Raw genomic sequence first — 19933 nt, 5'->3', positions numbered from 1 at the left:
GTCAGGGGGAGGTCGGGACCTCGTTGGCGGGGACGACCTCCGCGGTGCAGTAGCGGCAGCGGCGGGCCTTCACCGGGATGTCGCTGAGGCACTGCGGGCACTCGCGCTCGGTGGCCTCCTTGCCGCGGTCCATCCGCTCGATGAGCTTGGCCGTCGGGAGCACGACCAGGAAGTAGACGATCACGGCCGTGATGAAGAACGCGATGGCCGAGGTCACGAACACGCCGTAGGGGAACGTGGTGCCGTCGACGGTGACGGCCAGCCGGGTGTAGTCGGGCTTGCCGCCGAGGAGCGCGATCAGCGGGGTGATGAAGGAGCTCGCGAAGTCCTTCACGAGGCCGGCGAACGCCGCTCCGACGACGAACGCCACGGCGAGGTCGACCAGGTTCCCGCGGAAGAGGAACTTCTTGAATCCGCTCATAACGGCTCCAGGGGGTGTCGGGGGTGGCGCCCCTGGCTGAGAGGGCGCCGGAAACGGCTACGGATCGTATTGAAGTCGTCCACGATTCGCCAAGTCGCCTTCCGGACCGCTGACCTGCGCTCTCAGGTCAGGGGCCGGTGATCGTCAGGGCGAGTGGGGCGCCGGCCCCGGCGAGGGCCGCCGCCTGGGGGCGGTCGGTCGCCAGGACGACCAGTGCGCCGTTCTGGGGCCCGTCCTCCGCCGGGGGCGGGACCGCTATGACCGGTACGTCCGACACCACCATGCGGGACGCCTCCCAGCGGCGCCCCGTGCCGGGTGGTTCGCCCGTGGCGGGCTCGGAAGGGGCGGTCAGGACGTCGACGCGGTCGCCGGGGCGGACGAGGCGGGCGGCGCCCGCGTCGGCCAGGCGGACCGGCGCGGCGACCGTGCCGGGGCCCTGGCCGCGCAGGAGGCCCGAGCCGACGACGCGGGCGTCGGTGAGGGGCTCGCCCCGGCGCATGGGCCCGGCGAGGACGCGGCCGGCGCCGCCCGAGCGGAGCGCGCCCGCCGGGACGGCGGCCGCCGGCAGGTCGAGGCCCCGCAGGTCGGATGGGGCGAGTGGCGTTCCGGCGGGCAGGTCGCGGGCGGCGGCGAGGACGCGGACGGAGGGCGGCGCCCCGGGCCGGAGCGCCAGGAGCGCGAGGCCCGCGGCGGCCGCGGCGAAGAGCGCCGCCAGCGGCCGCCGCAGGCGGGCTAAGCGGACGCTCACGGCAGTTCCAGGGGGAGCTTGATGCCGTCCAGGACGTTGGGGCAGGGGCAGGAGCGCTCGGCGGGCAGCGCCTTGACGACGTCGGCGACGACCCCGCGGAGCCGGTCGATGTTGTCGCCGAAGACGCGCAGGACCTCCTCCATCGTGACGCCCTCGCCCTCCTCGATGCCCGCGTCGAGGTCGGTGACGAGGCAGAGCGAGGTGTAGCAGAGCGCCAGCTCGCGGGCGAGGACGGCCTCCGGGTGGCCGGTCATCCCGATCAGCGTCCACCCCTGCGAGGCGAACCACTGGGACTCGGCCCGGGTGGAGAAGCGGGGGCCCTCGATGACGACGAGGGTGCCGCTGTCGACCGGCTCCCACCCCGAGGCGCGCGCGGACTCGGCGACGGCACGGCGGCCCGTCGGGCAGTAGGGGTCGGAGAAGGAGACGTGGACGGCGGCGCCGTGCTCGTAGTAGGTCTGGTCGCGCCCGGACGTCCGGTCGGCGAGCTGGTCGGGGACGGCCAGCGTGCCGGGCCCGTGGTCGGGGGTGAGGGAGCCGACCGCGCACGGCCCGAGCACCTGGCGGACGCCGAGGGACCGCAGCGCCCACATGTTGGCCCGGTAGGGGATCTTGTGCGGGGGGAAGCGGTGGTCGCGGCCGTGCCGGGGGACGAACGCGACGCGGCGGCCCGCCAACTCGCCGATCGCGATGGGGTCGCTCGGCGGGCCGTAGGGGGTGTCGACCCGCACCTCCTCGACGTCGTCGAGGAACGAGTAGAACCCGGAGCCGCCGATGACGCCGATCTCGGCGGCGGGTTGGGACGCGGAAGCCGAAGTGGACATGTCGCCGACCCTAGCCACCCGGGCGCCGTCCCCGGCAGGCCGTCCACCGATTGTGGATAACTCCGCGGCGGAGCGGGCGAGGGGCCCGGCCGGAGCCGGGCCCCTCTCCGCGTCCGACGACGTCAGCCGACCGGGTCCAGCACCTTGGCCGGTTCCGTCGGCGCCTCCTTGGCGAGGCGTCCCGGCGTCCAGATCCGCCGCCCGATGTCGTAGGACAGGGCGGGCAGCAGCAGCGACCGGACGACGAGGGTGTCGAGCAGGACGCCGAACGCGACCGCGAAGCCCATCTCGACCATGAACACCAGCGGCAGCGTGACCATGGACGCGAAGGTGGCCGCGAGGACGAGGCCGGCCGAGGTGATGACACCGCCGGTGACGGTGAGGCCCCGCTGGATGCCGCGCCGCGTGCCGAGCGTCTGCGACTCCTCCCGGACGCGGTGCATCAGGAAGATGTTGTAGTCGACCCCCAGCGCGACCAGGAAGATGAAGGCCAGCAGCGGGAACCCGGAGTCGGTGCCCTCGAATCCGAAGGCGTGCTCGAAGATCACCGCGCAGGCGCCGAGCGAGGCGAGGAACGACAGCACCACGGTGCCCATCATCAGCAGCGGCGCGACGAGGGCGCGCAGCAGCGCGATGAGGATGAGGAGCACCATGCCCAGCACGATCGGGATGATCACCTTGTTGTCGCGGGCCGAGGCGCGCTTGATGTCCAGGGACGTCGCCGTCATGCCGCCGACCTTGGCGTCCGCGGACGGGACGGCGTGCACCGCGGACCGCAGGCGGTCGATGGTCTCGCGTGCGGCCTGGCTGTCGGCGGCGTCCTTCAGCGTCGCCTCGAACTTGACGTCGCCGTTCGCCGTGACCGGGGCGCTCACCTCGGCGACGCCCGCCGTTCCCCGCACGGCTTGGGCGATCTGTTCGGAGGCCGGCGCCTTGCCGATGACGACGGCCGGCGCGCCCGAACCGGCGGCGTAGTGCCGGGCGACGACCTCCGAGCCCTTCACCGAGTCGGGCTTGCCGGTGAACTGGCCCGCGTCCGACAGGCCGTCCGCCTTGAGCGAGCCCAGGCCGAGGGTGAGGACGATCAGCCCGAGCATGGTCGCGGCCCAGAGCGCGCGCGGGCGCTTCCCGACCATCCCGGCCACGCGGCTCCAGATGCCGTGCTCGGCCTCGTAGGCCTCGGGCTCCAGGTACTTGGCGTCGTAGCGGGGGATCAGGGGCCAGAACAGCCAGCGGCCGCAGATGACCAGGAGTGCGGGCAGGAGGGTCGTCATGGCGGCGAGCGCGGTGAGGACGCCCGCGGCGGCGACGGGGCCCATGCCGGCGGTGGAGTTCATCTCGGCGAGCATCAGGCACAGCAGCCCGACGGCCACGGTGGCGGCGGAGGCGATGATGGCGGGCGCGGCGCGGTGCAGCGCGTACGCCATGGCCTCGTGCCGGTCCTCATGCCGGTGGAGTTCTTCCCTGTAGCGGGCGACGAGCAGGAGCGCGTAGTCGGTGGCGACACCGAAGACGAGGACGGTCAGGATGCCGGCGCTCTGGCCGTTGACGGTGAGGTCCGCGTACTTGGCGAGCAGATACACCGTCGACTGGGCCAGCCCCAAGGCGAAGACGGCGCTGAGCACGGGGACGAACCACAGGACGGGGCTGCGGTAGATGAACAGCAGCAGGACGATGACGACGAGGCCGGCGGCGATGAGCAGGAAGCCGTCCAGGCTCTGGAAGACCTCGAACTGGTCGGCGCCGCCGCCGGCGGGACCGGTGACGTGCGAGGCCAGCCCGGGAGGCCCGCGCTCGGCGAGGTCGCGTGCCTGGTCGACGGCGGCGATGAGGTCCTCGTCCGTCAGCGGCACGAGGGTCTGCAGGGCCTTGCCGTCCTTGGACGGGAACGGCCCCTGCGCCTTCTGCGCTCCAGGCAGCTTCTGGAAGGCCGCCAGGTCGGACTCGGCCTTGGCCCTGTCCGCCGCGGTGATCCCGCCGGACCGCTCGTAGACGACGACGGCGAGCATCGTCTCGTCCTTGCGGAACTGCTTCTCCAACTCGACGACCCGCGTGGACTCGGCCCCGGCGGGCAGCCAGGAGGCCGCGTCGTTCTTCTCGACGTCGCCGAGCTTGCCGGCGAGGGGGCCGAGGGCGGCCAGCAGGACGATCCAGAGGGCCAGGACGGCCCATTTGGTACGCCGTCCGGCGATCAGTCCGGCCAGGCGGTACGACCGCGGCCTGGGGGGAGCCGGGCTAGGTGCGCTCATGGTTCCTCTCCTGTGTGCAACCGGGCGAAATCGAGATATGTCGCGTTGGACCAAAGAGTCTCTCGTCTGGCGAGACATGTCAAGTACTATCGCGAATCCTCGAAAGGCTCACTCCGGATAAGCTTCTCGTTAAGAGAGTCTCTCTAAAGTAGAGCTAAGTCAAGTCGCATGAGAGGAGGAGTCCTGCCGGACCGGGGCCGCCCCCTCGTCTCATCCATGGTCGCGAAACGTATGCGGTGCCGCGTCAGGCGTGGGGACGGACCCGCACTACCTCTTCCGGGGCAAACGAAAGCCGCCGCCTACGCCGGGAGACGTAGGCGGCGGCTCGGAGGAACGGCGAAAGCCGGGGGACCCGGACGGGCCCCCCGGTGCGTGCGGAGAGGTCTTACGAGGTCAGGCGACCTTCTCGGTCGAGGACGACGTCTTGCCGGACGACGAGGACGACGAGGACGACGACGAGTCGGCGGACGACGAGGACGAGTCCGACTTGGCGGAGTCGCTCGAAGAGCCGTTGGACGACCCGTTCGACGAGCCGTTGGACGAGGCCCCCACGGTGGAGGACGACTTGCCGGAGCCGCGGCTGTCGGTGCGGTAGAAGCCCGAGCCCTTGAAGATGATCCCCGCGGCGGAGAAGACCTTGCGGAGCCTGCCGCTGCACGCCGGGCACTCGGTCAGCGCGTCGTCGCTGAACTTCTGCACGACCTCCAGAGGCTCGCCGCACTCGGTGCAAACGTACTGATACGTCGGCACGGTTCCTCCTCGCTGCCTCAGCCCGGCGGCGGGCCGGACTGGCACTCACTCTAGACGACTGCTAATGGTACCCATGCGGAGAACAGGATTCGCCCCCGGGATGTTCCCAGGCCGGGCATGGCCCGGGTCAGGTCCCCTTCTCCCCGAACCAGCCCGCCAGCCTGCCCTTGCGGCTGACCGCGCGCAGCCTGCGCTCGGTGGCCTCGCGCACCTCGGCGGTGGTCACGACCAGCAGCGTGTCGCCCGCCTGCAGGGGCGTCGTGGGCTCGGGCACGAAGCTCGCCCCGTCCCGCACGACCAGGGTGATGGACGCGCCGGGCGGCAGCCGCAGCTCGAAGATCTCCACACCGCTCATCATCGAGTCGGTGGGGATCCGCACCTCCAGCAGGTCGGCGTGCAGCTCCTCCAGTGGCGCCGCCTCGACGTCCAGCTCGCGGGTCTGCTCGTCGCTCCGCAGCCGGCACAGCCGCGCCGCGAGCGGCAGCGTCGGCCCCTGGAGCAGGGTGAACACCACGACGATGTTGAACACGATCGCGAAGAGCCGGTCGGCGTTCCCGACGTCCGCGACCATCGGGATGGTGGCGAGGACGATCGGGACGGCCCCCCGCAGCCCCGCCCAGGACGCGAACATCTTCTCGCCCCACGACAGCCCGAAGCCCAGCGTGGACAGCACCACCGAAAGCGGGCGGGCCACCAGCAGCAGGACGAAGCCGACGACGAGCGCGGGAAGGATGTGGCCGGGCAGGTCGCCGGGGTCGGCCAGCAGGCCCAGCATCACGAACAGCCCGATCTGCGCGAGCCATCCGACGCCCTCGGCGAAGCCCCGTGTGGCGGGGCGGTGCGGGAGCCGCGAGTTCCCGAGGACGAGGGCGCTGACGAAGACGGCGAGGAACCCGCTGGCGTGCATCAGGGAGGCGGCCCCGTAGGAGCCGATCGACAGCGACAGCACGGCGATGGGGTAGAGGCCGGAGGCGGGCAGCGCGACGCGGCGCAGCGCCTGCGCGCCCAGCCAGCCGATCGCGACGCCGACGATCCCGCCCGCGACCAGCTCGTACACCATGATGCCGAGCAGCTCCGCCAGGTTGGGGGCGCCGGTGTGGGTGCTGAGCGTGACCACGATGATCACGACGGGGGCGTCGTTGAAGCCGGACTCGGCCTCCAGCAGCCCGGTCAGCCGGGACGGCAGGGGCAGCCGCCGCAGCACCGAGAACACCGCGGCCGCGTCGGTGGGGGCGAGCACGGCGGCGAGCAGGAACGCCGAGCGCCATTCCATGCCGACGAGCCACATGGCGGCGAGCGCGACGACGACGATGCTGATCAGGGTGCCGAGGGTGGACACGCTGAGGGCGGCGGGGACCGAGGGCCGCATGCGCCGCCAGCTGGTGGTGACGCCGCCCTCGGCGAGGATGAGCACGAGGGCCGCGAGGCCGAGCGTCTCGGCCAGTTCCGCGTTGTCGAACCGGATGTGGAGGGGGCCCGACTCGCCGATGAGGAGTCCGAGGCCCATGTACGCCAGCAGCGTGGGGAGGCCCGCCTGGTGCGACAGCCGGACGGCGACGATCGCGCTGAGTACCAGCGTGGCCCCGAGGAGTAGCCAGATGTCGAGGTGCACATCCCACCCTTCGAGGTCGTCAAACTTGATCGTTTAGGAATCCTACAGATTCACGGGCCGATCGCATATTTACAGTTGAGGGACGGCGTGTCCGGGATGCCGCTTATCGCCGAATGACCTGTGGTTTTACCCCGTTCACCACGTTCGCTACGTCCCGTCCCTGAACGGCCGCGGTGACGTTGTCGCGCACTATCCCGAGCAGGTTCAGCTGCGACTGCACGGATCCCCCCGCCGTGTGCGGCGACAGAAGGACGTCCTCACGGGAGCGCAGCGGATGGTCCTCCGGAAGGGGCTCCTGCTCGAACACGTCCAGCGCGGCCCCCGCCAGACGTCCCGAATCCAGTGCGGCCAGTACGGCGTCGTCAGGCGCGATGCCCCCGCGCGCCACGTTCACCAGCAGCGCCCTGTCCGGCAGCAGGGCCAGCCGCTCCGGGCCGATCAGCCCCCTCGTCTCCTCTGTGAGCGGCAGGGCGAGGACGAGGATGTCGGACGTCGCCAGGAGGTCGTCCAGCTCCCGGTACGTCGCCGCCGCCTCCGGGCGCCTCCGCCTCGTCCAGTACGAGACGGTGCAGCCCAGGGCCGCGAACAGCCGCGCGGCCTCGGCGCCGATCGCGCCGAACCCGACGATGCCGACCCGCTGCGTGTGGATCTCGCGCGGGTTGCGTCCCGTCATCTCCATCTGCGGCCAGCCGCCCGCGCGGACGGCGCGGTCGCCCCACGCGAGGTTGCGGCACAGCGCGAACGCCGCGCCGACCGCCCACTCGGCGACCCCGCGCGCGTTGAACCCCGCCGCGTTCGCCACGGGCACGCCCGCGGCGGCCCACGCGGCGAGGTCTGTGCTGTCGGTCCCGACTGCGGGCACCTGGACGAACGAGACCCGCGGCGCGGCGGCCGCGGCCTCGGCGTCCAGCGCCAGCCGACCGGTGAAGTCGCCGATCACCAGGTCGGCGCCGGGCAGCGCGGCGAGCAGGCCCGCCCGGTCCCTGGTCCGCGGGAACGTCACCTCGACGGCGTCTCCCAGCGGGGCGAGCAACCCCTGGACGATCTCGTCCGCGATCGGGGGCAGGGAAAGGATCCGCCACGGCGCCGTCATCTCGAACCTCCCGTCGGGCGTACTCGACCGCGTCCCCCAGCCGCGATCTTGGCCCTCTCACTCTACGAGCAGGCCGGCCGCCGCGAGCAGGTCAGCCCAGGCGGACCAGCCCCCGGGACGGCGTCACCGCGGCCCGGACGCGCTGGTCGTGCGGCTCGGCCGGGACGCTGTCGACCAACTCCCCGTCGTACAGCAGCGCCACGGTCAGGATGGCCGGGCCCACGCGCGAGAGCGCCCGGTCGTAGGACCCGCCGCCGCGGCCGAGGCGCACGCCCCGCCGGTCGACCGCCACCGCGGGCACGAGCACGACGTCCGCGCTGGCCACGGCGCCGGGGCCGCGCGGCGGCTCGGACGACTCCAGGCACCCGCGCGCCCCGGGCACGAGCGAGTCGGGGCCCTCGTAGGAGGCCCAGTCGAGATCGCCGTCCGGGAGCAGGCGGGGGACCAGCACGTACGTGCCGCGCTTCCACAACGCGAACAGCAGGCTTCGGGTGTCCGGCTCGTCGCCTATCGACACGTACGCCGCGATGGTCCCGGCCATCTCCACCTCCGGGAGCGACAGCAGCGCGTCCCGGATCGGACGCGCCGCGCCGAGGCGCTCCTCTGGCGGCATCGCCGCACGTCGTCCCAGCAGTTCGGCCCGGAGGCCGGTCTTCGTAGCGATGTCGTGCACGCTTGGTCCTCGCGGATGACTAGGGTCATTACATGGCCGACATTGCACCAGTGCTCAAAGCGGTCGTCCCGGCGGCCGGCCTCGGTACCCGATTCTTGCCCGCGACCAAGGCGACTCCCAAGGAGATGCTGCCCATCGTCGACAAACCGGCGATCCAGTATGTCGTGGAGGAGGCCGTCGACGCTGGGCTGTCCGACGTCCTGATGATCACCGGGCGCAGCAAGCGGTCCATCGAGGACCACTTCGACCGAGCCTACGAGCTGGAGGAGGCGCTGCGCGCGAAGGGCGACGACGAGCGCCTCGACGCCGTGCACGAGTCCAGCGACCTGGCGATCATGCACTACGTCCGGCAGGGCGAGCCGCGCGGCCTCGGGCACGCGGTGCACTGCGCCCGCCAGCACGTCGGGCGCGAGCCGTTCGCGGTGCTGCTCGGCGACGACATGATCGACGCCCGCGACAAGCTGCTGCAGCGCATGATCGAGGTGCGCGGCCAGCACGGCGGCAGCGTCATCGCGCTGATGGAGGTCGAGCCCGACCAGGTCTCGGCGTACGGGTGCGCGGCCATCGAGGCGACGGACGAGGAGGACGTCGTCCGCATCTCCGACCTCGTCGAGAAGCCCGCCGCCGAGGAGGCCCCCAGCAACTGGATCATCATCGGCCGCTACGTCTGCGACCCGGCCGTGTTCGACGTCCTGGAGAAGACCCCGCCCGGCCGCGGCGGCGAGATCCAGCTGACCGACGCGCTGCGCACCCTCGCCGACATGCCCGCCGACCAGGGCGGCGGCGTCTACGGGGTCAAGTTCCGGGGCCGCCGCTACGACACCGGCAACAAGCTGGAGTACCTGCGGACGGTCGTCCAGTTCGCGGCGGAACGGCCCGATCTGGCGCCGGAGTTCCTCCCGTGGCTGCGCGAGTTCGTCCGCACCCAGGACGGCGTGGGCGACGCCGCGGATTCGTGACGGCACGTCAGACTGGGGCCGTGGGAATGCGAACGGTCGACGAGCATCTGACGGAGATCCTCGGCAGCGTCTCGGCGCTGCCGCCGCTTGACCTGGCGCTGCTGGAGGCGCAGGGCACGGTGCTCGCCGAGCCGGTGACCGCGCCGGTGCCGCTGCCGCCGTTCGACAACTCCGCGATGGACGGCTACGCCGTCGTCGCGGCCGACATCGCCGCGGCCACCGAGGCCGAACCCGTCGTGCTGCCCGTCGTCGGCGACATCGTCGCGGGCGACTCCGGCGTGGCGGCGATCCGGCCCGGCCTGACCGCCCGGATCATGACGGGCGCGCCCCTGCCGGCGGGCGCGGACGCCGTCATCCCCGTCGAGTGGACGGACGGCGGCAACGCCACCGTCCGTATCTCGCGCGCGGCCCCGCCGGGCAACTACATCCGCCGGGCGGGCGAGGACGTCCTCGCAGGCCAGGTCGTCGCCGAGGCCGGCACCCGGCTCTCGGCCCCGCAGATCGGCATGCTCGCGGCGGTCGGACGGTCCCGGGTGACGGTCCGCCCGAAGCCGCGCATCGTGGTCGTCTCCACGGGCGACGAGCTGCGCGAGCCCGGCACGTCCCTGGCGCCCGGCCAGATCTGGGAGTCCAACAGCTTCATGCTCACCGCCGCCGTGGTCGAGGCGGGCGGGGTGGGCTTCCGGCAGACCACCGTGCAGGACGAACCCGCCAAGGTCCTTGAGATGCTCCACGACCAGCTCGTCCGGGCCGACGCCATCGTCACCACCGGGGGCGTCTCCATGGGCACCAAGGACGTCGTCAAGGAAGTGCTCACCGGCACCGGGACGGTGGGCTTCCACAAGGTGCGGATGCGTCCCGGCAAGCCGCAGGGGTTCGGCCTCCTGGAAGGCACTCCCGTCTTCACTCTCCCTGGCAACCCTGTAAGCGCGTACGTGTCGTTCCAGGTTTTCGTGCGTCCCGCCCTACGCGCCATGCAGGGGCTGCCGCCCGAACCGCTTCCCACCGTGAGCGCCGTCCTCGCCGAGGACGTCAAGTCGCCCGCGGGGCTCCGCCACTTCCTCCGGGGCAGGCTGTCGTCCACCCGGGGCTTCCACACCGTCACGGCGGCCGACGTGCAGGGCTCGCACCAGCTCGGCTCCCTGTCGTCCGCGAACGCCCTCATCGAGATCCCCGAGGACGTCGAAGCCCTGCCCGCCGGTTCGCACGTCGAGGTCATGAGGTTGCCGTCATGAGCGCCACGGGTCCGGAGTTCACCCACCTGGACGACAAGGGATCGGCCCGCATGGTCGACGTGTCGTCGAAGGACGTCTCGAACCGGACGGCGACCGCGACGGGGTTCGTCCGGCTGTCGCCCGAATGCGTCGCCCTCCTGCGCTCCGGCGACATCCCCAAGGGCGACGCCGTGTCCGTCGCCCGCATCGCCGGGATCATGGGCGCGAAGCGGGTGCCCGACCTCGTCCCGCTGTGCCACCCGATCGCGCTGCACGGCGTCACCGTCGACCTCGACGTCCGCGACGAGGGCGTCGCGATCACCGCGGTCACCCGCACCGCCGACCGCACCGGCGTCGAGATGGAGGCGCTCACCTCCGTCACCGTCGCCGCGCTCGCGCTGGTCGACATGGTGAAGGCCGTCGACCCCGCCGCCGTCATCACCGACGTCCGCGTCGAGGAGAAGACCGGCGGCAAGACCGGGGTGTGGCGCCGATGATCAGGGCGATGGCGGTCACCGTCTCGAACCGCGCCGCGGCGGGCGTCTACGAGGACAGGTCCGGCCCGGTGCTGGTCGAGATGCTGGAGGACCTCGGCTGCCAGGTGGACGGCCCCGTCGTCGTCCCGGACGGCGAACCGGTCACCGGCGTCCTGCGCGACGCGGTCGCCGCGGGCTACGACGTCGTCGTCACGACCGGCGGGACCGGCCTCACCCCGACCGACCAGACCCCCGAGATGACCCGGGCGGTCATCGAGCGGGAGGTCCCGGGCATCGCCGAGGCCATCCGCCTGGAGGGCCGCGACAAGGTCCCCGCCGCGATCCTGTCGCGCGGCCTGGCCGGAATCGCGGGCCGCACCCTCATCGTCAACCTCCCCGGCTCGACCGGCGGCGTCCGCGACGGCATGACCGTCCTGGCCCGGGTCCTGCCCCACGCGGTCGACCAGATCAACGGCGGCGACCACCCCCGCCCGCCGAGCTAGGCGCGGATGACGCGGACGCCGGCCTCGGCGAAGGCGGCCAGCTCCGGCTCGGGAGCCGCCGCGTCCGTCACCAGGACGTCGATCTCCTCCGGTTCGCGGATGCGGGCGAACGCGCGGTGGCCGACCTTGGAGCCGTCCTCACACCGGGCCCTTTCCCGCGGGCGGACGGGGATGCCGGCCGTGCTTACCTGAGCGTTGCGGCCGTGGAACAATCAGTATCGATCATATGTGCGCATTGGGGGGGCCATGGCGAAGCCGGACGACGACCGCGCCGTCACCTTGACCAACGCGCGGATCGTCCTGCCGGACGGCGTCCGCGACGGCGCCCTCCACATCTCCCGCGGCACCGTCTCCGGCGCCCCCGTCGCCGGTGAAGTGATCGACCTCGACGGGCGGTACGTCGTGCCCGGCTTCGTGGACATGCACGTCCACGGCGGCGCGGGCGCCTCCTACCAGCTCGGAGACCCGGACGACGCCCACCGGGCCGCCTCCTTCCACCTCGCGCACGGCACCACCACCACGATGGCGAGCCTCGTCACCGGCGACCAGGAGGAACTGGCCCGCGCCGTCGAGGGCCTGGCCGACCTCGCCGCCGACGGCGTGCTCGCGGGCGTCCACCTGGAGGGCCCCTACCTGGCCCGCTCGCGCTGCGGCGCGCACGACCCGGCCCTGCTGCGCGACCCGGACCCCGCCGAGTTCCGCCGGCTCGTCCGCCTCGGCCGCGGGCACGTCCGCATGATCACCCTCGCGCCCGAGCTGCCGGGCGCCCTCGACCTCGTCCGGGAGGCGGTGGACGCGGGCGTGATCGCGGCCGTCGGCCACACCGACGGCACCGGCCAGGCCGCCAGGGCCGCCTTCGACGCGGGCGCCCGCGTGGCGACGCACCTGTTCAACGCGATGCGCCCGCTGCACCACCGCGAGGGCGGCCCGGTCGCCGCCGCCCTGAACGACCCCCGGGTCACCGTCGAGCTGATCAACGACGGCGTCCACGTGGAGCCCGCCGTGGCCCGCCTCGCCTTCGCCGCCACGCCCCGCGTCGCGCTCATCACCGACGCGATGGCGGCCGCCGGGATGGGCGACGGCGACTACCGCCTCGGCGTGATGGACGTCGAGGTCCGCGACGGCCGCGCCACCCTCGCGGGCGGGACGTCCATCGCGGGCAGCACGATCACCATGGCGGACGCGTTCCGCCGCGCCGTCACCGACGTCGGCCTGCCGATCGAACGCGCCGCGGGGGCCGCGTCCCTCACCCCGGCGCGCGCGCTCGGCATCGACTCCCGCGTCGGCTCCCTGGAGCCCGGCAAGGACGCGGACCTGGCCGTCCTGGACGACGACCTGAAGATCGCCTGGGTGATGAAACAGGGTCGACGCGTGTGACGGCCGTGCCCGAACGCCCCGCGTGCCCGATTTCTCGGCGACAATTGATGGCGTTCAGACATCCGACCAGGGAATCATGGAACCGTGGAACGTTTGCGGGGATGGCCGGTCACCCTGACCGAGGGCCCTGTCGGGCTGCGCCCGCTGCGGCACCGCGACGCCGCCGTCTGGCGTGAGCTGCGGGTCCGCAACGCCGACTGGCTCCGCCCGTGGGAGCCCACCAACCCCGAGACGCCGCTGTTCCGCAGCGGCCTCGGCCCGTACATCAGCATGGTCCACACCATGCGCCGCGAGGCCCGCCACGGCCTCGCCCTCCCGTGGGTCGTCACCCACGAGGACGAGTTCGCCGGCCAGCTCACCGTCGGCGCGATCGTCTGGGGCTCGGCGCGGTCCGCGCAGATCGGCTACTGGGTCGACAAGCGCGTCGCCGGACGCGGCGTCATTCCCACCGCCGTGGCCCTCGCCGTCGACCACTGTTTCTTCACCGTCGGCCTGCACCGCCTCGAGGCGAATATCCGTCCGGAGAACACCGCCAGCCGCCGGGTCGTCGAAAAACTCGGTTTCCGCGAAGAGGGAATTCGTCGCCGCCATCTGCACATCGACGGCGCCTGGCGCGATCACATCTGCTACGCCCTCACCGTCGAGGACGTGCCCGGTGGCCTGCGCGCCCGCTGGCTGGCGGACCGGAAACAGGCATTTCCCCGGCGCACCTGAGCCGCCCATGACTTTCCCGCCGTAAGAATCCTCCGTTCGAGAAGTCCCGGCAAACGGAGAGTAACGGCGAGATCGATCTCGCGACACACCGCCCCTTATGCTCGTCAACCTCTGACAGCCCCTCGTACCGTGCGGGGCGTGACCCTGCTCCCATTGCACGTTCGCGCGCCGAAAGTCGGCCCGCCTGCCGAGCGTGCCCTGGGGCGGTGGGGCCGATGAGCAGCGCCGTCCTCTACCTCGCGATCGTCGCCGTCTGGGCCGTCGTCCTGGTCCCCATGTGGCTGCGCCGCGACACCGAGACGACGGGGATCTCCCGCCTTCTCCACAAGCGCCCCGACGAGCCCGTCGCCGACGACGAGGAGGAGACCCTCCCGGACGAGGAGACCCCGGCGCCGCGCCGCCCGGTGCGCCGGGCCACCGTCATCGCCCGGCGCCGCCGCCGCACCGCCGGCCTCGCCGCGCTCCTGTTCACCTCCGTCGCGATCACCGCCGCCGGCGTCGCGCCCTGGTGGATCATCGCGCCCCCGGTCCTGCTCCTGGCCGGCCACCTGGCGCTGCTCCGCGTCGCCGTCGGCATGGACGCCGCCCGCCGCCGCGCCGCCGCCCAGGCCCGCGCCGCGGCCCGCGCCCGCGCCCTGCAGGCCCGCCACGCCGCCGAGACCGCCGAACCCGCCGAGGTCATCGAACTCGTCACCCCCGACGAGGTCTTCGACCAGTACGCCGACGACCGCCGAGCCGTCGGCGAATAACCGGTGCGCGAGCACCCCCCGATGTTTGCTAACCTTACGGAGTCCTCGGGGCTGTGGCGCAGTCCGGTAGCGCACCTCGTTCGCATCGAGGGGGTCAGGGGTTCAAATCCCCTCAGCTCCACCGAGACACCCAAGGTCAGAGGCCGGTTCAGGAGAAATCCAGACCGGCCTCTAATCATTTGGCGCCTCATCGCCACCAATACCGAGCAACACCAGCCGGCACGATACGGCGCCAACGTCAGCCCCACCCCACATCGACGCGCTCACAATGCCCTGCCGCGGGGCGCGCCCGACGAGAAGGCGATTGTCAGGCGGGCGTCCTACTGCAGTCACGCACGGCACCAGCCGCCAGGTCGAGAACGGATCGGGCGCCGAACCCATGTGCGTCCATACCGAGAAGGCAGCGCGCAAAGAGCGCGCGAGGCACACGTGGCTGTCGGGGCTCAGGACGTGCGCGGAGTGACACTCCGGCCGATGAGTGCTCCGCTGAACAGCGCCGCCGCCTCCAGGACTGGCTGTCCGCGCATCCGGCCGGACTGTGAGAGCGTGCGTATCGCCGGCGTGACCCGCCTCAACCTCTGACCTCCTCGCCTGCGAACGGCGAGGGCTTGTTGGTCCAGAAGGCCTCGCCGGCGTGACCGCTGGGGCGCCTGGTGAGTCCCCGACGAACTGCGTCCGTCGTCCGCGGCGATGAGCGATGCCTTTCGGGCCGGTCGCGGGTCTTCATTGGTGAGGGCCTTAGGGGCTTGCAGGAGGAGACAGCGGGGTGAGCCGGACGATGGTTCAGGTCACGAGCGGAAGAGTTGATGCGCAGGGGGAGGGAGTGCGGAGAACGGATCAGGACGAGTTCGCCGCGCTCGCGGAGCCATTTCGCCGCGAGCTTCTGGCCCACTGCTACCGCATGACGGGCTCCGCTGACGACGCCGCGGATCTGGTGCAGGAGACCTACTTGCGCGCTTGGCGGGCCTACGGCGGGTTCGAGGGCCGGTCGTCCTTCCGTGCCTGGATGTACAAGATCGCAACCAATGTGTGCCTCAGAGCCCGCGAGCGACGCGGCCGCCGCCCTCTGCCGTCGGGACTGGGCCCTGCGAGTGAGGACCCCCACATCGCGCCGGTGGAGAGAGCCGACGTCATGTGGCTTGAGCCCCTTCCGGACGCGGCGGTGACGGCGGGACCGGCCGATCCCGCCGCCATCGTGACCGCGCGGGAGACGCTCAGGCTGGCCCTCGTCGCGGGCCTGCAGCATCTGCCGCCGCGGCAGCGAGCGGTGTTCATCCTGACGGAGGCGTTGGACTTCCCCGCCGCGGACGTGGCCGCCATGCTGGGCACCTCGGTGGCGGCTGTGAAGAGCCTGCTTCAGCGTGCTCGCTCCGGCATGGCCCAAGTGACAGCGCAGGAAGGCGTCGCTGAGCCGACCGAGCCGGAGGCGCGCGCTCTGCTCGATCAATACATGGCGGCCTTCGAGAACGGCGACCTGACCGCTCTCGAGCAGGCGCTGCGGAAGGACGCCGCCCTGGAGATGACCGGCTACAGCACATGGTTCTCCGGTCTGGAGACGTGTCTGCGTTATATCGGGGACGTCATGGGGCCACCCGGTACGTGGCGCATGTTTCCCACGAGCGCGAACGGGCAACCCGCCGCCGCCGCTTATCTGCGAACCGACGACGGGACCTACGCCGCGTTCGGCATCGCAGTGCTCACGGTCGCCTCTGACGGCATAGAACGCATCACGCTTTTCGGTGAACCCGCACTGCTGCCGAAGTTCGGCTTCCCGCCGGTATTCCCCTGCAACTGAGCGTGGACTTGGCTCGGCCTGGACGCTTTCCGCGGCGATATCACGCTCCTTTCCCGCCAGAAGTGACGACTCGACCGGCACCCCCCACCTGCTCACACGATCAGGTGGGGGGTGCCCGGGAACGCGGCGGTTCTGACGGTCGCGACACCTACAAGCCGCAGGCGCGTGCGGGAACGATGACCAGGAACTCCAGCTGGCCGCTCGGGGCCGGGCATCGGAACACGTGAGTGTGCGCTAGGAGGCCCTGCCCGCGTCCTTCCCGACGGTGTAGTTCAGTACGACGACACCGGACTCACGGGAATGCGTACCGACCAAGGTCAGCGGCGTCTTGGGGTTCTTACGGACCGCTCCCAGCGGCCGGCCGACGACGACGGGGTGAACCGCGAAGCGGAGCCGATCGAGGAGGCCGTGTTCGAGGAGGGTGTGCGAGAGCTGTCCATGGCCGAAGACGACCAGGTCGCCGCCGCCCTCCTCTTTCAGCTTCCGCACCTCGGAGACCACGTCGCCCCGCACGATCACGGAGTTGTTCCAGTCCGCTCGTTCGAGCTTCGAGGAGAACACGTACTTTCGGATCCCGTTGATCGCGTCGGCGAAGTCTCCGGTCTGCCCCGGCCACCGCCAGGACAGGTCCTCGTAGATGCCGCGTCCCATGAGCATGGCGTCGCATCCCTGCAGGAGCTCGAAGGCCTCCTTGAGGAACTGGTCGTCGAAGTAGTCCAGAGCCCAGGATCCGGGGTCGTCCACGACCCCGTCGAGGCTCATCAGCGTCGACTCGACGATCTTGCGCATATGTCGTCCTTTCCAATTGTGCGGAACCGATGGTGGTGCGGCTCGGGTGTCAGTTCTGCTGACTGACGGGTTCGGGAGGCCACACGTGGATCCGGTCGGCGGTGATGCGCACCGCCACTCGCTCGGCCTCGGGTTCGGGCGGCGGTGCCGCGCCGTCCATGTAGCGGTCGTACATCTCGTGAAGGAGCGCCTTGTCGGGGTCGTCGGTGATCGTCACCGTTCCGCGGATCTCCACGTAGCCGGACGCGTGCGCCAGCACGAGCAGGCTTATGCGGGGATCGCGCTCCATGTTGCGGGTCTTCTGCCGCCCCCTGATCGTGCTGAAGACGACCGTGTCGCCCTCGCGCTTGACGAAGATCACTGAGGACTGCGGCCGGCCGTCGGGGTTCGTGGTCGCCAGGATCGCGGCATGCGGCCCGTCGAGCAGCTCACGGGCGGTGGCGGGCAGGTTGACGGTCAAGGGCCTTCTCCGCTGACGAGTGGTTGATGCGGGGCGTGGCGGGTCGCCCCGCCTCTGCCGCCCCGACCGACTCGGATGAGTCGGAGCAGCAATGAAGATCCAGCAGAGGGGCCAGAGGAATCGCAAGGCGGAAAACGCGCCTCAGGCAGCCGTTCGGTTGAACAAGCGGTTTCCCAATCGTGCTAACCGCCATCGGCTTCGTCAGCTTCTTCAGGAAGCTGCGGGGCGGCCCGACATGGGGAAGGCGGTTGAGGTCGAGGAGCGTCTGGCGCGTCGGCGTCCGAAGGCATGGCGCAAGGAGCCCGGGCTGCCGTTGGGGGATTGGGTCGAGAGCAGATTGCAGCGGCGTCTCCGGCTGGAGGACGACGGACGGGCCGATGAGCGACGTCTTGCCTGAGTTCGGCGGCGTGGCCGGCGGGCCAAACTCCGCACCCTCCCCAAGGCGCGAGTCGCGACCGAGGGCACCGTCGAGAGGCGTTGGTAGCGCGCGTTGCTCCCGGCAATGCTTGGCTCCATGGCGCCGGGAAAATCAGGTGTTCGCTTGGAGGCGTCGTGTCAGAGTGGCGCCGTGGCTGGTCCCTGAGATGAGCGAGTCCGAGTATCTGCGAGAGATCGAAGCTCGTAGTCGCGCCGTGGTCAACGAGGCTTTCGCCGATGAGTCATCATGCTCCGGCCGGCGGCCATGCCGTTCGGGATGGACGACGACTACGAGACGGCATGTCGGCGGCTCAACGTGGACCCTCGTCCCGAGGGGTGGGCGATCTGGAACACCTGGAGTGATCAGGGGTTGCCGGTAGCGCTTGTCATGACCGACATCGACGGGACGGAAGGGCTGCTCATCAACTGGGCGAATGGATCGGATGGCTGACAAGAGCTGTGCAGCCATGGGTGAGGCGCGTTGGCCGCTCCTGGTTGATTGCGTCTGGGTTCGGATTCGCGGGCGTTGAGTCGCGTGGTCGGGGGCGGCGATCGCTTCTAGGGGGCTGGTGTGGGGACGTTGCTCAAGCGAGTGAGATCGGTGCCCTGGGGTGAGCTTCGAGATTCCTCGGGGTCAGCGGTCGGAGTTCCGTCGCTGTTGGCGAAGGTCGCGTGGGGCGGTCCGGCTGAGTCGGCCCTGGCGTTGGACGACCTGCGCTTCCGACTGTGCCGGGACGGCATCGCGGTCGAGGAGGCGACCGCTGCGGCCGTTCCGCTGTTGTGGGAGTTGGCACAGGCGCCGCAGGTGGCATGTCGGTCCGAGATCCTGCGGTTTCTGCACGAGATTTGGTGTAGTCGCGCCTGGAGCCGGGCCGCAGCGGAGTCGCCAGGCTCGCCGGATTATGTGCTGAAGGCGAATTGGGAACGTTCGGCTCATCGGGCGGTCAGGGCCGGAGTTCTCACTGCGCGTCGGTTGGTGCTGGATCCCGATATCGAAGTGGCCTGGGCGGCGCAGCAGCTCGTCACCGCTCTCGGCGAGGGCTGAGGAGAGCGGGGCAGGGGCCCACGGCGGCCGTTGTTTCGATGACCTGCGTCTAGTCATGGGTCTGTTGCTCCGCCGTACGGATCAGGTGGAGTGGGGGGCGGTCCAGCTTGTGAGGAGGCTCAGGGCCTCGGCGGTGGGGGAGGCGGGTTCGACGTTGTAGACGCACAGAGTCTGGTCGGTGTCGCCGGGGACCTGGAAGGACTCGTAGGCGAACTCCAGGTCGCCTACGACGGGGTGGTGGTAGCGCTTGGTGCCGTGGGTCCGGCGCAGGACGCGGTGGTCGTTCCACCAGGTGGAGAACTCGGGTGATTTGACGGTGAGTTCGCCGATCAGGTCGGCGAGCTGCCTGTCGTGGGGGTGGCGGCCCGCTTCGAGGCGGAGGACGGCGACGGTCTCGGCGGCGATGCGTTCCCAGTCGCCGACCTGCTCGCGGGCGGCGGGGTCGAGGAGGTAGTAGCGGGCGAGGTTGCGCTGCGGGACGGGCAGGGCGTCGAAGTCGGTGAGGACCTCGCGGGCGAGCCGGTTGGTGGCCAGAACGTCGGTGCGTCGGCCGAGGATGAAGGCGGGGACGTGCTCCAGGGTGTGGAGCATCAGGTGCAGGCCGGGACGGACCCGCTGCGGAGGCGCGGGGGTGCGGCGGGCGGGGGCGGGCCTGGCCAGGAGGTCGCGCAGGTGCTCGCATTCGGCGGGATCCATGCGCAGGGCCCGGCACAAGGCGTCGACGACCTCGGCGGAGGGGTTGGTGGCGCGGCCCTGTTCCAGGCGGGTGTAGTACTCGGTGCTGACGCCCGCGAGCCGGGCGATCTCGTCGCGGCGCAGTCCGGGCACCCGCCGTACCCGCCCGTCGGAGGGCAGGCCGGTCTCGTCCGGGTTGATCCGTGCGCGGCGGGTGCGCAGAAAGTCCGCGAGCTCCCTGTTGGCGGCCATACCCCCAGTGTGTGCCGGGACGGCCCGTGGGTGACCACCGAGGGTGGTCCTGCCGGTACCTGTTTTGCCGGTGCCTGCCCTAGCAAGGTCGTCTTAGGCGATTTCAGGCGGTGTTCTGGCTGATGTTCTGAAGGTGAC

General features: G+C 71.3%; 23 protein-coding genes and 1 tRNA gene. 12 read left to right on the top strand and 12 right to left on the bottom strand.

The features are described 5' to 3' along the window. Nucleotide 1: 1 nt before the first annotated feature. The 8 genes from mscL to K4S16_RS23105 form a co-directional block, all read right to left on the bottom strand. Nucleotides 2–421 (bottom strand): large conductance mechanosensitive channel protein MscL, encoded by a 420-nt coding sequence (gene mscL / locus K4S16_RS23140; protein ID WP_149261080.1) that lies wholly within the window; start codon nt 419–421, stop codon nt 2–4. Between the two features lie 127 nt (nt 422–548). Further along, entirely contained in the window at nt 549–1169 is a 621-nt protein-coding gene (gene cpaB, locus K4S16_RS23135) for a Flp pilus assembly protein CpaB (protein WP_149261079.1), read from the bottom strand. Then, nucleotides 1166–1993 carry an S-methyl-5'-thioadenosine phosphorylase gene (locus K4S16_RS23130; protein ID WP_149261078.1) on the bottom strand — a complete coding sequence of 276 codons (828 nt, stop codon included), beginning with the start codon at nt 1991–1993 and terminating at the stop codon, nt 1166–1168. The genes cpaB and K4S16_RS23130 overlap by 4 nt, the downstream gene beginning before the upstream one ends. 122 nt (nt 1994–2115) lie before the next feature. Continuing rightward, nucleotides 2116–4242 (bottom strand): MMPL family transporter, encoded by a 2127-nt coding sequence (locus K4S16_RS23125; RefSeq protein WP_149261077.1) that lies wholly within the window; start codon nt 4240–4242, stop codon nt 2116–2118. A gap of 393 nt (nt 4243–4635) precedes the next feature. Then, nucleotides 4636–4992 carry an FmdB family zinc ribbon protein gene (locus tag K4S16_RS23120; RefSeq protein WP_149261076.1) on the bottom strand — a complete coding sequence of 119 codons (357 nt, stop codon included), beginning with the start codon at nt 4990–4992 and terminating at the stop codon, nt 4636–4638. Nucleotides 4993–5119: 127 nt separating this feature from the next. Continuing rightward, nucleotides 5120–6604: a potassium/proton antiporter gene (locus tag K4S16_RS23115; protein WP_149261075.1), complete on the bottom strand. Its 1485-nt coding sequence runs from the start codon at nt 6602–6604 to the stop codon at nt 5120–5122. A 103-nt stretch (nt 6605–6707) separates the two neighbouring features. After that, nucleotides 6708–7697 carry an NAD(P)-dependent oxidoreductase gene (locus tag K4S16_RS23110; RefSeq protein WP_149261074.1) on the bottom strand — a complete coding sequence of 330 codons (990 nt, stop codon included), beginning with the start codon at nt 7695–7697 and terminating at the stop codon, nt 6708–6710. Nucleotides 7698–7788: 91 nt separating this feature from the next. Continuing rightward, nucleotides 7789–8370 carry a 5-formyltetrahydrofolate cyclo-ligase gene (locus K4S16_RS23105; protein WP_149261073.1) on the bottom strand — a complete coding sequence of 194 codons (582 nt, stop codon included), beginning with the start codon at nt 8368–8370 and terminating at the stop codon, nt 7789–7791. Nucleotides 8371–8402: 32 nt separating this feature from the next. Here K4S16_RS23105 and galU point away from each other — a divergent pair, with 32 nt between their 5' ends. The 4 genes from galU to K4S16_RS23085 are packed head-to-tail and all read left to right on the top strand — an operon-like array spanning nt 8403 to nt 11522. Continuing rightward, the gene (gene galU / locus K4S16_RS23100) at nt 8403–9329 is read left to right on the top strand and encodes a UTP--glucose-1-phosphate uridylyltransferase GalU (RefSeq protein ID WP_149261072.1); all 927 of its coding nucleotides are present in this window, start codon (nt 8403–8405) and stop codon (nt 9327–9329) included. 26 nt (nt 9330–9355) lie between these two features. Further along, nucleotides 9356–10564, top strand: a complete 1209-nt coding sequence (gene glp, locus K4S16_RS23095; RefSeq protein ID WP_149261258.1) for a gephyrin-like molybdotransferase Glp — start codon at nt 9356–9358, stop codon at nt 10562–10564. After that, entirely contained in the window at nt 10561–11040 is a 480-nt protein-coding gene (gene moaC / locus K4S16_RS23090) for a cyclic pyranopterin monophosphate synthase MoaC (RefSeq protein ID WP_149261071.1), read from the top strand. The genes glp and moaC overlap by 4 nt, the downstream gene beginning before the upstream one ends. After that, on the top strand, nt 11037–11522 hold the full coding sequence (locus K4S16_RS23085; protein ID WP_149261070.1) for a molybdenum cofactor biosynthesis protein B: 486 nt from the start codon (nt 11037–11039) through the stop codon (nt 11520–11522). The genes moaC and K4S16_RS23085 overlap by 4 nt, the downstream gene beginning before the upstream one ends. Here the strand turns inward: K4S16_RS23085 and K4S16_RS23080 are convergent. Beyond that, the gene (locus K4S16_RS23080; RefSeq protein ID WP_149261069.1) at nt 11519–11734 is read right to left on the bottom strand and encodes a hypothetical protein; all 216 of its coding nucleotides are present in this window, start codon (nt 11732–11734) and stop codon (nt 11519–11521) included. The genes K4S16_RS23085 and K4S16_RS23080 overlap by 4 nt on opposite strands. Nucleotides 11735–11768: 34 nt before the next feature. Here K4S16_RS23080 and nagA point away from each other — a divergent pair, with 34 nt between their 5' ends. The 5 genes from nagA (at nt 11769) to K4S16_RS23055 (ending at nt 16157) form a co-directional block, all read left to right on the top strand. Then, nucleotides 11769–12899 carry an N-acetylglucosamine-6-phosphate deacetylase gene (nagA, locus tag K4S16_RS23075; RefSeq protein ID WP_149261068.1) on the top strand — a complete coding sequence of 377 codons (1131 nt, stop codon included), beginning with the start codon at nt 11769–11771 and terminating at the stop codon, nt 12897–12899. A 93-nt stretch (nt 12900–12992) separates the two neighbouring features. Continuing rightward, nucleotides 12993–13613, top strand: a complete 621-nt coding sequence (locus K4S16_RS23070; RefSeq protein WP_149261257.1) for a GNAT family N-acetyltransferase — start codon at nt 12993–12995, stop codon at nt 13611–13613. Nucleotides 13614–13828: 215 nt separating this feature from the next. Next, nucleotides 13829–14362, top strand: a complete 534-nt coding sequence (locus K4S16_RS23065; protein WP_149261067.1) for a hypothetical protein — start codon at nt 13829–13831, stop codon at nt 14360–14362. Nucleotides 14363–14409: 47 nt separating this feature from the next. Beyond that, a tRNA-Ala gene (locus K4S16_RS23060) sits at nt 14410–14483 on the top strand. Between the two features lie 645 nt (nt 14484–15128). After that, nucleotides 15129–16157 (top strand): sigma-70 family RNA polymerase sigma factor, encoded by a 1029-nt coding sequence (locus tag K4S16_RS23055; protein WP_235036996.1) that lies wholly within the window; start codon nt 15129–15131, stop codon nt 16155–16157. A gap of 234 nt (nt 16158–16391) precedes the next feature. Here the strand turns inward: K4S16_RS23055 and K4S16_RS23050 are convergent, their stop codons facing one another. Together K4S16_RS23050 and K4S16_RS23045 are read right to left on the bottom strand one after the other, a co-directional pair. Beyond that, entirely contained in the window at nt 16392–16946 is a 555-nt protein-coding gene (locus tag K4S16_RS23050) for a dihydrofolate reductase family protein (protein ID WP_149261066.1), read from the bottom strand. A 49-nt stretch (nt 16947–16995) separates the two neighbouring features. Beyond that, nucleotides 16996–17406: a PPOX class F420-dependent oxidoreductase gene (locus tag K4S16_RS23045; RefSeq protein WP_149261065.1), complete on the bottom strand. Its 411-nt coding sequence runs from the start codon at nt 17404–17406 to the stop codon at nt 16996–16998. A gap of 91 nt (nt 17407–17497) precedes the next feature. Between K4S16_RS23045 and K4S16_RS23040 the strand changes: the two genes are divergently transcribed. From K4S16_RS23040 to K4S16_RS23035, 3 genes are all read left to right on the top strand, one after another. Beyond that, nucleotides 17498–17803, top strand: a complete 306-nt coding sequence (locus K4S16_RS23040) for a hypothetical protein (RefSeq protein WP_149261064.1) — start codon at nt 17498–17500, stop codon at nt 17801–17803. Nucleotides 17804–18100: 297 nt separating this feature from the next. Beyond that, complete coding sequence (locus K4S16_RS44430; protein WP_160160998.1) at nt 18101–18274, top strand: hypothetical protein; 174 nt, start codon at nt 18101–18103, stop codon at nt 18272–18274. Between the two features lie 207 nt (nt 18275–18481). After that, nucleotides 18482–18868, top strand: coding sequence for a hypothetical protein (locus K4S16_RS23035; protein ID WP_149261063.1), 387 nt, complete (start codon nt 18482–18484; stop codon nt 18866–18868). Nucleotides 18869–18949: 81 nt separating this feature from the next. Here the strand turns inward: K4S16_RS23035 and K4S16_RS23030 are convergent, their stop codons facing one another. Further along, entirely contained in the window at nt 18950–19795 is an 846-nt protein-coding gene (locus K4S16_RS23030; RefSeq protein WP_149261062.1) for a helix-turn-helix transcriptional regulator, read from the bottom strand. Nucleotides 19796–19933 lie beyond the last annotated feature (138 nt).

The sequence above is a fragment of the Actinomadura sp. K4S16 genome, from assembly GCF_008327685.1.
Classification (GTDB): domain Bacteria; phylum Actinomycetota; class Actinomycetes; order Streptosporangiales; family Streptosporangiaceae; genus Spirillospora.
The sequence above is the reverse complement of the archived record's forward strand: the minus strand, read 5'-3'. Positions and strand labels throughout refer to the sequence as shown.

Excerpts from the sequence above, each read along its gene's own strand:
- mscL (WP_149261080.1), bottom strand. The coding sequence starts at position 421 with ATGAGCGGATTCAAGAAGTTCCTCTTCCGCGGGAACCTGGTCGACCTC.
- K4S16_RS23130 (WP_149261078.1), bottom strand. The coding sequence starts at position 1,993 with ATGTCCACTTCGGCTTCCGCGTCCCAACCCGCCGCCGAGATCGGCGTC.
- K4S16_RS23125 (WP_149261077.1), bottom strand. The coding sequence starts at position 4,242 with ATGAGCGCACCTAGCCCGGCTCCCCCCAGGCCGCGGTCGTACCGCCTG.
- K4S16_RS23110 (WP_149261074.1), bottom strand. The coding sequence starts at position 7,697 with ATGACGGCGCCGTGGCGGATCCTTTCCCTGCCCCCGATCGCGGACGAG.
- galU (WP_149261072.1), top strand. The coding sequence starts at position 8,403 with ATGGCCGACATTGCACCAGTGCTCAAAGCGGTCGTCCCGGCGGCCGGC.
- glp (WP_149261258.1), top strand. The coding sequence starts at position 9,356 with ATGCGAACGGTCGACGAGCATCTGACGGAGATCCTCGGCAGCGTCTCG.
- moaC (WP_149261071.1), top strand. The coding sequence starts at position 10,561 with ATGAGCGCCACGGGTCCGGAGTTCACCCACCTGGACGACAAGGGATCG.
- K4S16_RS23085 (WP_149261070.1), top strand. The coding sequence starts at position 11,037 with ATGATCAGGGCGATGGCGGTCACCGTCTCGAACCGCGCCGCGGCGGGC.
- nagA (WP_149261068.1), top strand. The coding sequence starts at position 11,769 with ATGGCGAAGCCGGACGACGACCGCGCCGTCACCTTGACCAACGCGCGG.
- K4S16_RS23065 (WP_149261067.1), top strand. The coding sequence starts at position 13,829 with ATGAGCAGCGCCGTCCTCTACCTCGCGATCGTCGCCGTCTGGGCCGTC.
- K4S16_RS23050 (WP_149261066.1), bottom strand. The coding sequence starts at position 16,946 with ATGCGCAAGATCGTCGAGTCGACGCTGATGAGCCTCGACGGGGTCGTG.
- K4S16_RS23040 (WP_149261064.1), top strand. The coding sequence starts at position 17,498 with ATGAAGATCCAGCAGAGGGGCCAGAGGAATCGCAAGGCGGAAAACGCG.
- K4S16_RS44430 (WP_160160998.1), top strand. The coding sequence starts at position 18,101 with ATGGACGACGACTACGAGACGGCATGTCGGCGGCTCAACGTGGACCCT.
- K4S16_RS23030 (WP_149261062.1), bottom strand. The coding sequence starts at position 19,795 with ATGGCCGCCAACAGGGAGCTCGCGGACTTTCTGCGCACCCGCCGCGCA.